Origin of the sequence: Metabacillus niabensis, from assembly GCF_020524345.1 — a bacterium.
GTDB classification, from domain to species: domain Bacteria; phylum Bacillota; class Bacilli; order Bacillales; family Bacillaceae; genus Metabacillus; species Metabacillus niabensis_B.
In genome coordinates this window covers 59,770-71,823 of the sequence record NZ_JAIVLH010000010.1, presented here as the reverse complement: position 1 = coordinate 71,823, position 12,054 = coordinate 59,770, and the positions used below count along the sequence as shown (strand labels likewise).

The following is a 12,054-nucleotide window of genomic DNA, read 5'->3' as shown; positions in this document are numbered from 1 at the left end:
ACATTATATTGCTTTTTGTGAATGCTTTTTCCAAGAAAATTTTTGAATTGTACGATAAGCTCTTCCGTTAAAATAAAAGAAGAAACTTGTCATGCCTCCAACTTTTATTAACCTTTTTGCCAACTTATTAAGCTCTTTGTGAGTTGCCACTTTATCGTCTGATAAATAAACACCTAATAAACCCCGATTAATTAATTTATGAAAATTTTCATGAGGAATACCGCTTAACTGATAATCTGCTTGTTCTACAAAATACTCTAACCTTTCCATCATGGTGGCTTCTGAATCATAGTAACTGCAAAAATTCAAATCACCGCCCAGCTCATCTTCCTCTTGATCAATTAAGTAATCGAGTAAAATATGAAGACCTTGAATATATGGAAAATAACTATCTCTTATTTGTTGTGCTTGTTTTTCCTCAAAATTTTCTTGGAAAGCATACGCAACTAAGCAAAAGATGCCAAGTGTTGACCCGGTACATGCTGAAAACTCATACCATTCCATCTCGGGAAGACTGTTTTTATGATTCTCAAACCAATTTTCAAGTCTTGGAACACGCTCATCTTTTTTCACATGCTTATGTACCTGAAGATCGCAATAATAGCGTGAAAGCTCCAGTAAATATTTTGATATCATCGGATAGTGCTCTAACTTAGAAAGAACGTTTTGACATGTTTGAACTAAACTGTTCAAATAACCACCATCATCTTGATCTTCTCTATATTTGTAGTACTCCTTGCAAGGTTCACCACATGTTAGTGCATCAAGCATAGATTGGTGTAACATACGAAAATCAACTGGGTCTAACGATGTACTTCGATCACATAAATTATCTAAATAATCGCTTATTGTTTGATATGCTACAATAAACTCGATACATTGTTGTTTATGTGGACCTGATATCATGGCTAAAATCCCACCACCTTCACAGTGAAATTCTTTGTCCTGAATACTGTTTAAAGCTTGAATTCTCAATTCCTGATTTGGTATTTTTTCTGCCTGTACTCTCCATTGTCCAATATAAAAGTGAACAATCGGAAAGATCTCTCTATATACTTTGGTCATTAATTTTATCGGATGCTGTGGTATAGTCAAAGGGAGTGTCACCTCTTGTTTCTTTTTTTATCAATTAGCTCACTTGTCATATGAAGTCGACAAAGTAAGTTTACACACTAAGTCACGGACTCAGAATAGTTATCAAAAAAACGTTTAGCTGTTTCAAATACCTGATCTCTTTCAGGCTCACTAAAGATTTCATGATAGAGCCCTTTCCATTCCTTATAACTTTTCTCCAGTAGATCCACTTTGTTAAACCACTTCTTCACTAGTGATTTATCAACAATTTTGTCTTCTCCGCCTTGCATAAGCAGCAGGGGAACTTGTTGAAATTTGCCAACCTGATTTTGAGCTTCTTCCATAGCTTTTATCAACTCACGATACCACCTTACTGAAACCTTTGTCACATATAAAGAGTCGTTTTCATCTAGCTCCTGTACTGATTTATTACGTGTGGCAATCTCTACGCTTAATTTAGAATCGACTTTAAACGAAGGTGCGATCAAATTTAATCCTTTCGAAGCCAGTTCTATAGCTTTATTTGGTTTAAACAAAATTCCTAGACAGGGAGAAGATAAAATAACTGCTTTTATTTCATGATGCTTTTCTTGTAGAGCCCTGATCACTACCAGCCCACCCATGCTATGTCCTAATAAAAATAAAGGTACCCCGAACTTTTTCGCTTCAGTTAGCCAAATATTCACTTCTTTTATATATTCATCAAAAGATTTGATATGTCCTCTTCTTCTTGTTGAAGTTCCTTGCCCAGGTAAATCTCCCATGACCACATGGTAACCTGACAAACGCCACATTTCTACCAACCATTTATAGCGACCGTGATGTTCTGCTGCTCCATGAATAATCACGATAACTCCTTTTACAGGTTCAATCTCAGCTTTCCATTTCCACAATTCCACTACCTTCTTTCACTTTCTTCTTTGTCTATTGATATAATAAATAAAGAATTCCCAACTGAAAGGAATGAAAAACATGATCTATCCTTATAAAGAAAAAAGTCCAAAGATCTCTGAATCAGCTTTTATTGCTGACTACGTTACAATTACAGGCGATGTTGAGATTGGAGATGATTCCAGCATTTGGTTTCAAACAGTTATTCGTGGTGATGTTTCCCCTACTGTTATAGGAAAACGTGTGAATGTTCAAGATTTGTGCTGTCTTCATCAAAGCCCAAACAAACCTCTTATCCTTGAAGATGATGTTACCGTTGGACATAGTGTTATCCTACATAGTTCAATTATTCGCCGAAAAGCATTAATTGGTATGGGATCCATCATTTTGGATGGTGCAGAAGTTGGTGAAGGAGCCTTTATTGGAGCAGGCAGCCTTGTCCCTCCCGGAAAAAAAATCCCTCCTAACACACTTGCTCTAGGTCGACCTGCGAAGGTTGTAAGAACATTAACATCAGAAGATCTGTTAGACATGGAAAGAATTCGTCGTGAATATGTTGAAAAAGGTCAATATTACAAAGCAATTCAATCTTAGAAAAACACGATTTACCGCCAAGAATGGCGGAAGTCGATGTCTTTTCTTATACTTTAAACCTTTATAGTTAAACTTTCTTAAAGTATAAAAAATAAAAAACTCTTCTGAGTAAGGAATATGTATTTATTCTTCAATTCCTTACTCTGTTAGCATTATTAATGATCCCCATTTATTTAATACCACTCTTCCACCTTACAAACTAAGTATATTTCATTTAAATATTTTCACTTTTCATCAACAAACATTAATTTTGTGAATATTATGTGAAGGAATTTTTTACATTTTCTTATTATTAACTAAATAATTCTCTACTAAAATAATAGAAAAGGGGTAAATAAAGGAGCGTCCAAATGAAAACAAAGCTGATGACCAACATGTACAATTTCGAATGCAGGCTGTTTCGAAGTGTTAATCGTCATTTCGATCAAAAAATGCTGAACTTTTATTTTCGAAACATTACACACCTAGGTGGTGCTATTTCAACCATTGCAGTTTGTTTATTTCTCGTTTTTTTCACAAAGGACCTTTTACAAATCATCGGTATAACATGTGCAATCTCTCTTCTATTCAGCCATTTACCGGTTGCACTGGTAAAAAAGTTATATCCAAGAAAACGGCCCTATCTAGCTTTGCTTGAGACTAAGGTACCTGCAAATCCTTTAGAAGATCATTCCTTTCCATCCGGACATACAACAGCCATTTTTTCTGTAATTATTCCATTTATTTTATTTATGCCTCAGCTAACAATCATTCTTTTACCAATAGCCATCAGTGTGGGCCTTTCTAGAATGTATCTGGGGTTGCACTATCCTTCTGACGTATTAGTGGGCTGCTTATTTGGAAGTTCTGTTGGATTTCTATGCTACACGATCATAACCAGGTTCTTTATATTGCCTTTGTAATGTGTAAAAAATAGTGCCTCATATTAGGTACCTTTCATTTATGTAATTGGAGGGATTGCATTGAGAATAGCTATTTTCACAGATACTTTTTCACCTGATGTTAACGGGGTTGCAAGAACCTTAAAGCGTTTTACAGATTATCTTGAAGAGAATGGCTATGAATACAGAGTTTTTGCACCTGTTAGTACAAAGGAAAGCATGTTTTCAAGCCATATCCATCGTTTCACAAGTTTACCATTCTTCCTTTATCCTGAATGCAGATTAGCACTGCCAAACATGCTGCATGTTAAAGCTGAGCTACAGCGTTTCAAGCCGGATTTAATTCATGTAGCCACTCCATTTAACATTGGTATTTGCGGATTGCATTATGCCAAAAAGCTCGGTATTCCTATTGTAGGATCTTATCATACCGATTTTGACCAATATTTAGAGTATTATGATTTTCAGTTTTTATCGAAAGTGTTATGGAAATACATGCATTGGTTCCATAAACCTCTCCGAAAGATATTTGTACCTTCAAAGGAAACACTGGAACAATTAAAACGAAAGGGCTTTTCAAATCTTCGAATTTGGGGAAGAGGTGTTGATTGCAATCTATTTCATCCAAACTATCAAATCGAAGAAATTCGTAGGAAATATCAAATCAAAGAAAAATATATCCTCTCTTATGTAGGCAGATTAGCTCCGGAAAAAGATATTAAGACATTAATGGATATCACAAAAAAACTTCCTAAGCATTTTCAAGAAAATGTTCACTGGTTAATTGTTGGTGACGGACCAGCAAAAGAAGAGATGCAGAAAAATGCTCAACATAATCTGACATTTGTGGGATATGTAAATGGTGTAGAACTCGCTCAAATCTATTCATGTTCTGATGTGTTTGTGTTTCCATCCCCGACTGAAACATTTGGGAATGTTGTTTTAGAAGCATTGGCTTCCGGAACACCCGTTATTGGGGCAAACTCAGGTGGAGTAAAAAACATTATTAAACCGTTGGAAACTGGATTTTTATGTGAACCTAAAAATACAGAGCAATTTATAGAAGCAATTATTCATTTATTAGAAGATTATTCATTTCGTAACAAAATGGGAGAAGCTGCCCGTGAGTATGCCTTAACTCAAACTTGGGATCATATATTTAACGGTTTATTGAAGGAATATGAAGATGCATTAGAAGAAAAACATATACGTTATGCCTAAACAAAGAGGAGCATTATTGCTCCTCTTCATGATCATGATGATGTTCGGATGTTTCACTTTTCTCATCCTGTTTTGTTGAAGAATCAGTATCAGTATCACTATTACCTACTTGAATGTTCATCGAAGGCATAATATGATACCCTTCTGCATTTGTATGGGCAATAATTTCATATTGCCCATCAGACTTGTACGTATAATCGATCGTATATTTTCCTTTATCTTTTGAATTAGCTGTTATTTTTTCGGATTCTTCCTCACGTTTGATTTCAAACTCAACATCTGCATCATCCACAAATTCCTCACCAACAGTAACTACTGCAGTAATCGTTTCTTTCTTTCCTTTTTCTACTTGTTCATTAGCTATAATTTGAACTTGCGGAGCCAAAACTTCATTTGTCGTATTCATGCTTTCCTGATCAGATTCATTTGCTTGAAACTGACTTTGACAGCCACTACTTATAAATATTACTATACCTAATGATATCCCGATAAGAAACGCCTTCATTTATATCCTCCTGTATTTTTCTATATTAACTATATCATTGACTTGACCAATAATTTCAACAAAAGAATTGCGATTTTTTGAACAATACGGACCCTTTCAATAATACACTATTAAAGGCATGTTTCCAAATATTAGTAAAAAAATCTTGGCATAAAAAAAGAATGACCCTATACAGGCCATTCTTTTCATCAATTATTACTTATGCGCAGCATTACTAAGTGCTTCCGCTTTATCTGTTCTTTCCCATGGAAGATCTAAGTCATTTCGACCAAAATGTCCATAAGCAGCCGTTTGCTTGTAGATAGGACGTCTCAAATCAAGCATTTTAATGATTCCCGCAGGACGTAGATCAAAGTTGCTGCGAACAACTTCCACTAATACTTCTTCCGAAACTTTTCCTGTTCCAAATGTATCAATAGATATAGATACAGGTTGTGCTACACCAATTGCATACGCTAATTGAACTTCACACTTTTCAGCTAATCCTGCAGCAACAATATTCTTTGCAACATAGCGAGCAGCATATGCAGCAGAACGGTCAACTTTTGTTGCATCCTTACCTGAGAATGCTCCACCACCATGACGAGCATATCCGCCATAAGTATCAACAATGATTTTACGACCAGTTAAACCTGCATCACCTTGTGGTCCACCAATTACGAAACGACCAGTAGGATTAATAAAGTATTTAGTATTTTCATCAATTAATTCTTTAGGAACAACTGGATTGATAACATATTCTTTAAGATTGCGTTGAATTTGTTCCAATGTAACTTCCGGGTGATGTTGAGTAGAAATAACAATTGTATCAATACGAACCGGTTTGTTATTTTCATCATATTCAACCGTTACTTGTGTTTTACCATCCGGACGAAGATATGGAAGAATCTCTTCTTTACGTACCTCTGTTAAACGGCGGGATAATTTATGAGCTAAAGAAATTGGCAGTGGCATTAATTCCTTCGTTTCGTTACAAGCAAATCCAAACATTAATCCTTGGTCACCTGCACCGATTGCTTCAATTTCTTCATCAGACATTTGTCCTTCACGAGCTTCAAGTGCTTGGTCAACACCCATTGCAATATCTGCTGATTGTTCGTCAATAGATGTTAAAACAGCACATGTTTCTGCATCAAAGCCATACTTTGCACGAGTATATCCGATATCTTTAATTGTTTCACGAACAATTTTAGGAATATCAACATACGTACTTGTTGTAATTTCTCCAGCAACCAGTACTAAACCTGTTGTAACAGAAGTTTCGCACGCTACACGTGCGTTAGGATCCTTTGAGATAATTGCATCAAGAATTGAATCTGAAATTTGGTCACAAATCTTATCTGGATGGCCTTCTGTTACAGACTCAGAAGTAAATAGACGTTTTTTAGACATAGTTAAAAGCTTCCTCCTCATATTTGTTCATTCAGTTGATCCGGAACTCTTCCCAAAGTTTGACCTTTAGAAAATCACGTTGGCATATTTGTGAACAGAAGTATTATGTACCTTTACCACAATGCTTGTCCTGGTAAAACTCTAATGAAGAAAATACTTATTTCTGTTATCAAAAAAACCTTTCCCCTATGAGGAAAGGTTTGTTATCGTTCATCGCCTTTCGCTCTTATCGATCAAGGGCTTTCGCCTTGCTTCAGGTTAGCACCTTTGCGTCGGAAAATTCGCCGGGAGTGCGCCTTTTAAACATAGTTCCACAGATTGGGACTTTTTTGCCTACGCAAGCTTACGCTTGTGTAGAATGATGCATAGCATCATTCTTGACCTAACAAAAACACAACATGAAACAAAACGAGTTTTGTTCATAACGTCTTTTATTAGGTCAGGCAAAAAACTGCTAATACTAGTAACTATATAATTAGTGCGCATTCGCCGCTTTCCTTTGATAGCAGGTTGCTGGGTTTCATAGGGCCTGTCCCTCCACCAGCTCGGGATAAGAGAATCCGTTCAAGGTCATATCATAGCGCACTAAGTTAATGGTGTCAACAGAAATCGACAGTTATTCCATATGAATTTTATTAAGCTTTAAGTAAATCTTAAGAATAGTATTCCCTTCATATAATGAAATATGAAATTAGTTTCAAAATATAGGATGTACAATTTTTTCAAAAAGCTCTCACAATTAGTATGTTCTAATAATATAAATGTGTTATACTATTAAATAACAAGAAATCACTTTTTCAGAAAGAAGGGTATGGGGATGAATGTAACTGATTTAACAAATGGGCTTATTCAGCTTGTTAATGGGGAAAATGCGAAGCATAATTTATCTGTGTCACAGCTTGTTGAAAAAGTACTCGAAAAAAAAGAAGGCGTTCTTACTTCTACAGGGGCAATAAGAGCGACGACTGGAGCATATACCGGAAGATCTCCTCAGGACAAATTTATAGTAGAAGAAGCTACTACTAAAAACATCATTAATTGGGGTACAGTGAACCAAGCAATTTCTTCGGAAGTATTTGATCGGCTTTATAGCAAAATGATTTCATACTTAAAAGAACGGGATGAAATATTTATTTTCGATGGTTTTGCCGGAGCTGATATTCGATATCAACTTCCATTAAAAGTCATAAATGAATTTGCATGGCATAATCTTTTTGCCAGTCAGCTCTTCATTCCTAATAATGGCGAAGAAACGATCACAAATGAACAACCTTTTACCATTTTGTCAGCTCCTCATTTTAAAGCAGACCCAGAAGTAGATGGTACAAAATCCGAAACCTTTATTATTATCTCTTTTGAGAAGAGAACAATTTTAATTGGTGGCACAGAATACGCAGGAGAGATGAAAAAATCTGTGTTTTCTGTGATGAACCTTTTATTACCTGAAAACAACATTCTTCCTATGCATTGTTCGGCAAACGTTGGATTTGAAGGGGATGTTGCTTTATTTTTTGGTTTGTCCGGAACAGGAAAAACCACACTATCAGCTGACCCTAACCGACGGCTCATAGGTGATGATGAACATGGATGGTCAACGTCAGGAGTGTTTAACATTGAAGGCGGTTGCTACGCAAAATGCATTAACTTAACAAAAGAAAAGGAACCTCAAATATATAATGCTATTCGATATGGATCTGTACTTGAAAATGTTGTTATTGATGAGTTCACCAGAGAAGCAGATTATAGTAATCCTTTCTACACAGAAAATACGCGTGCAGCTTATTCACTTTCAGCTATTGACAAAACTATAGTTCCTAGCATCGCAGGTCATCCACAAACAATTGTCTTTTTAACTGCTGATGCATTTGGAGTTCTTCCTCCCATTAGTAAATTATCGAGAGAACAAGCAATGTTTCATTTCTTAAGTGGATATACAAGTAAATTAGCTGGTACAGAACGAGGTGTAACAGCACCGGAAGCTACATTTTCAACTTGTTTCGGCTCACCATTTCTTCCGCTTGAAGCAACGCGGTATGCGAATATGTTAGGCCAAAAAATTGATGAACATAATGTTCAAGTGTTTCTTGTTAATACAGGATGGACAGTTGGAGCTTATGGTGAAGGAAAGCGAATGAAACTGCATTACACTCGATCAATGGTTCAAGCAGCTGTTGAGGGAGATCTTGACCATATTGAAACCGTGAAGGATGAAGTATTCGGACTAAATATTCCGATTCATGTCCCAGGTGTTCCAGATGATGTCCTTCAACCTCATAAAACATGGAATTCGCAAGAAGAATATTTCCTAAAAGCCAATGAGTTAGCTACAAAGTTTAAAGACAACTTCAAAAAATTCAAACATCTATCAACACATATTGAAAAACTAGGTGGACCAATTGTTTAAGTGAATATGGTTAAACGCAAAAGGGGCTTCTCATTTAGAGAGGTCCTTTTTATTGAACCTCTATCGTGTTGACCCTTATATCAATATTTTCAAGATTTATGGACAAACTTTAACTTGTAGGAGTGATCCCATTGTGAGGAAAAAAAATATTGAACATAACTTTCTAAAAATACTATTTCTATTTGGAGTCATTTCTTTGTTTAAAATTGTAAGAAAGCCGCCAATGAAAGACTGGTTAATTATCTTTTTATTTAAAGGTTATATTTCATCTATCTTGGATCACCTTCTAACGAAACGTGGATATATCGAATATCCTACTAAGCTATTTGAATCATTTGATGTAAGCTTTATTTATGATTATTTGTTATTCCCAATCACCTGTGTTTTCTATAATCAGGTAACTAAAACGTCAAAGAAACCAATGATTTTTATCAACGTTTTATTATTCAGTATACCAATGACGATTGTAGAACATTTGCTTGAGAAGAACACGACTCTAGTGACCTTTAGACGCGGCTGGAATAGCTTTCACAGTTTTCTCTCAGTCACTAGTACGTTTCTAATTGTTAGGGGTTTTATTGCAATGGTGAGGAAAGCTGACAATACACCTGTCGCAGCAAATGAATAGAAGATGTTCTTTGTCTTCTATTCATTTGTGGCTTATGACCTCAAGGGGCTAGGCGCTGGAGCTGGATGTCGCGCACTTATCCACAGTTCAAGAATTTTATCATTTCCTAGACGAGAAGAAAAAGGGGGATCCTTTGTAAATCCCCTTTATAAGAAACGTTAATTTGTTGAATTCAAGTTAATTAAACGATATGTTAAAATCGTATTCGTATTCGATAATTCTAGTTTTTGGACAATAGCTTGTCCTGTCATTTCTCCGCTTTTTGTTTTTCTTACTTCTACCGGAATATCGATTGGATAAATACGGTACCCTTCTTTTAATAGTTCAAATGTGTTTTCATCTATTCGGGTTTCTCTACCTTTTGTAACAATCATTGTATTAAATTCAACTGGCATTCCCAATATGAATTCCTCCTCTTCTTACTGATTGGACACTTCCATCATACCATCATTGCTTCTATCATTAAACGTGAATGTGCTGTTTTTTCATCCATAAACAAAGCTTTTGGAGTGTTTCTCGATTAGTACTTGGCGGAAAATAGTGTGTATACTCTTCAAAATACCAGCTCTCTACCTGTTTTCCTAACTCATTTAGACGTTTCTCAAGTCTGTAAGCATGCTCAACAGACACATTTTTATCTTGTACTCCATGTATAATTAAGACCGGTGCATGCAACCTTTCCAACTCATATAAAGGTGTTCTCCATTTATACCTTTTAGGATACTTTGAAGGTGTACCACCAATGACTCTCTTCATCATTCTACGTAAATCTTCTCTTTCTACATAGGTTAAGCTCATATCAGATACTCCTCCCCATGTAACAATTGAACATATATTTTCCACAACGATTCCGGCTAATAAAGCCATAACGCCTCCTCTTGAAAAGCCGAATGCATGAATACGTTCTTTATTTACTTTGGAATGACTTTTCAAAACTTCGATGGCTGAAATCGCATCATAACGATCTTCCCCGGCAAAATCTTCATTTCCTTCTCCACCTTGGTTCCCCCTGTAAAACGGTGCCATAACGACAAATCCCTCTGAGGCAAATTGAACAATTCTCCCAACTCTTACCATTCCTACATTTTTTATCCCACCACGTAGGTATAGCAGCCCATCATATGTACCCTCAAGCTTTGGCTCTGCAAGCAGCCCTTTAATCTTTAACCCCTTCGACAGGTATGTCACAATCCATATATTTATTTGTGGACTAGGGGATGGAAATTTGACTTTACTTATCACTTTACCATTCATTTTTTTCACTCTTTCTTTCTTCTCTCATTGACTTTGTAAACCTTGTACTTTATTACTTTACCCAATTTAACGTGAATCATTTTTTCTAGGCATTCACACATTTTTAAGAATAATCATAAATTATCCTATATCCGCTAGTATTTAATCTTCATATTGTAACGAAGATTATCTTTTATTGTACAAAAATCAGTGATGCTGTGCATCAAGGAGGTTAAAGTATCATGAAAAGACGATTAGCTTGGGTTTGTATTGCATTCCTTCTTCTATTTACAATTACTGCCTGCAGCCAAAACAAAACCGAAACCATTCGACTAGCTGAAGTCACTCATTCTATTTTCTATGCACCCTTATATGTCGCAATGGCAGAAGGTTTTTTTGAAGAAGAGGGTCTTAATGTGGAATTAACAACTACGTGGGGTGGAGACAAGACAATGACAGCCCTCTTGTCTGACGGAGCGGATATTGCATTGGTTGGATCTGAAACTTCTATCTATGTTCATGCCCAAGGCTCAAATGATCCAATTATCAATTTTGCCCAACTTACCCAAACTGATGGGACATTTCTCGTAAGCCGGGAAAAGATCGACTCATTTGATTGGGAGCAGTTAAAAGGAAGTACCTTTTTAGGTCAAAGAAAAGGTGGAATGCCTCAGATGGTCGGGGAATTTGTATTAAAACAACATGGAATTGATCCTCGTTCAGACCTGGAGTTAATTCAAAATGTTGATTTTGCTAATATCCCTAGTGCCTTTGCATCAGGAACAGGTGATTATGTTCAACTATTTGAACCAACAGCAAGTATCTTTGAAAAAGAAGGTACAGGTCATATCGTTGCTTCCTTTGGAGCAGAATCGGGCAGTGTTCCTTATACAACTTTTATGAGCAAACAAAGCTTCTTAGATGATAACGCAGAAACTGCTAAAAAATTCACAGCTGCCATATATAAAGCACAGCAATGGGTAGATAAAAAAAGCGTTGAAGAAATTGCCGCATCCATTGCCTCTCAATTTGAAGATACAGAGCTTGAAATTATCGAAACTGTTGTTGAAAGATACAAGGAACAAGGATCTTTCTCATCAGACCCTATTTTAGAAGAAGATGAATGGAATAACTTACAAGACATTATGGACGAAGCAGGAGAACTTCCAGGGCGTGTTGATTATGAAACACTTGTCAACACATCTTATGCAGAAGAAGTTACTAATTAGGA

The 12,054-nt window shown here is 36.0% G+C and carries 12 protein-coding genes; 6 read left to right on the top strand and 6 right to left on the bottom strand.

Translation table 11 applies throughout. The annotated features are described in order from the left end of the window. Window positions 1-3: 3 nt before the first annotated feature. Together LC095_RS12415 and LC095_RS12410 are read right to left on the bottom strand one after the other, a co-directional pair. Window positions 4-1,095 (bottom strand): tetraprenyl-beta-curcumene synthase family protein, encoded by a 1,092-nt coding sequence (locus LC095_RS12415; RefSeq protein ID WP_226528448.1) that lies wholly within the window; start codon window positions 1,093-1,095, stop codon window positions 4-6. 77 nt (window positions 1,096-1,172) lie between these two features. Continuing rightward, entirely contained in the window at window positions 1,173-1,967 is a 795-nt protein-coding gene (locus tag LC095_RS12410; protein ID WP_226528447.1) for an alpha/beta hydrolase, read from the bottom strand. Between the two features lie 79 nt (window positions 1,968-2,046). Between LC095_RS12410 and LC095_RS12405 the strand changes: the two genes are divergently transcribed. The 3 genes from LC095_RS12405 to LC095_RS12395 all read left to right on the top strand — a co-directional run bounded on the left by LC095_RS12405 (window position 2,047) and on the right by LC095_RS12395 (window position 4,661). Continuing rightward, the gene (locus tag LC095_RS12405; protein ID WP_226528556.1) at window positions 2,047-2,559 is read left to right on the top strand and encodes a gamma carbonic anhydrase family protein; all 513 of its coding nucleotides are present in this window, start codon (window positions 2,047-2,049) and stop codon (window positions 2,557-2,559) included. 350 nt (window positions 2,560-2,909) lie between these two features. Then, the gene (locus LC095_RS12400; protein ID WP_226528446.1) at window positions 2,910-3,461 is read left to right on the top strand and encodes a phosphatase PAP2 family protein; all 552 of its coding nucleotides are present in this window, start codon (window positions 2,910-2,912) and stop codon (window positions 3,459-3,461) included. A gap of 60 nt (window positions 3,462-3,521) precedes the next feature. Next, window positions 3,522-4,661, top strand: coding sequence for a glycosyltransferase family 4 protein (locus LC095_RS12395; protein WP_226528445.1), 1,140 nt, complete (start codon window positions 3,522-3,524; stop codon window positions 4,659-4,661). Window positions 4,662-4,674: 13 nt separating this feature from the next. On the opposite strand, the gene LC095_RS12390 is transcribed toward LC095_RS12395, so the two are convergent. Beyond that, window positions 4,675-5,166: a FixH family protein gene (locus LC095_RS12390; RefSeq protein ID WP_226528444.1), complete on the bottom strand. Its 492-nt coding sequence runs from the start codon at window positions 5,164-5,166 to the stop codon at window positions 4,675-4,677. A 195-nt stretch (window positions 5,167-5,361) separates the two neighbouring features. After that, window positions 5,362-6,558: a methionine adenosyltransferase gene (gene metK, locus LC095_RS12385; protein ID WP_226528443.1), complete on the bottom strand. Its 1,197-nt coding sequence runs from the start codon at window positions 6,556-6,558 to the stop codon at window positions 5,362-5,364. Window positions 6,559-7,375: 817 nt separating this feature from the next. Here metK and pckA point away from each other — a divergent pair. Beyond that, on the top strand, window positions 7,376-8,962 hold the full coding sequence (pckA, locus tag LC095_RS12380; RefSeq protein ID WP_226528442.1) for a phosphoenolpyruvate carboxykinase (ATP): 1,587 nt from the start codon (window positions 7,376-7,378) through the stop codon (window positions 8,960-8,962). A 133-nt stretch (window positions 8,963-9,095) separates the two neighbouring features. Then, complete coding sequence (locus tag LC095_RS12375; protein ID WP_226528441.1) at window positions 9,096-9,590, top strand: CBO0543 family protein; 495 nt, start codon at window positions 9,096-9,098, stop codon at window positions 9,588-9,590. A 158-nt stretch (window positions 9,591-9,748) separates the two neighbouring features. Here the strand turns inward: LC095_RS12375 and LC095_RS12370 are convergent, their stop codons facing one another. Together LC095_RS12370 and LC095_RS12365 are read right to left on the bottom strand one after the other, a co-directional pair. Then, the gene (locus LC095_RS12370; protein WP_226528440.1) at window positions 9,749-9,991 is read right to left on the bottom strand and encodes a DUF2584 domain-containing protein; all 243 of its coding nucleotides are present in this window, start codon (window positions 9,989-9,991) and stop codon (window positions 9,749-9,751) included. A 61-nt stretch (window positions 9,992-10,052) separates the two neighbouring features. After that, complete coding sequence (locus LC095_RS12365; protein ID WP_226528555.1) at window positions 10,053-10,844, bottom strand: alpha/beta hydrolase family protein; 792 nt, start codon at window positions 10,842-10,844, stop codon at window positions 10,053-10,055. A gap of 221 nt (window positions 10,845-11,065) precedes the next feature. On the opposite strand from LC095_RS12365, the gene LC095_RS12360 reads away from it, so the two are divergent. Then, window positions 11,066-12,052: an ABC transporter substrate-binding protein gene (locus LC095_RS12360; RefSeq protein ID WP_226528439.1), complete on the top strand. Its 987-nt coding sequence runs from the start codon at window positions 11,066-11,068 to the stop codon at window positions 12,050-12,052. Window positions 12,053-12,054: the final 2 nt, after the last annotated feature.

Bases quoted from the DNA above. Each gene is read 5' to 3' on its own strand.
- LC095_RS12405 (WP_226528556.1), top strand. From the start codon at position 2,047: ATGATCTATCCTTATAAAGAAAAAAGTCCAAAGATCTCTGAATCAGCT.
- LC095_RS12400 (WP_226528446.1), top strand. From the start codon at position 2,910: ATGAAAACAAAGCTGATGACCAACATGTACAATTTCGAATGCAGGCTG.
- LC095_RS12390 (WP_226528444.1), bottom strand. From the start codon at position 5,166: ATGAAGGCGTTTCTTATCGGGATATCATTAGGTATAGTAATATTTATA.
- metK (WP_226528443.1), bottom strand. From the start codon at position 6,558: ATGTCTAAAAAACGTCTATTTACTTCTGAGTCTGTAACAGAAGGCCAT.
- pckA (WP_226528442.1), top strand. From the start codon at position 7,376: ATGAATGTAACTGATTTAACAAATGGGCTTATTCAGCTTGTTAATGGG.
- LC095_RS12365 (WP_226528555.1), bottom strand. From the start codon at position 10,844: ATGAATGGTAAAGTGATAAGTAAAGTCAAATTTCCATCCCCTAGTCCA.
- LC095_RS12360 (WP_226528439.1), top strand. From the start codon at position 11,066: ATGAAAAGACGATTAGCTTGGGTTTGTATTGCATTCCTTCTTCTATTT.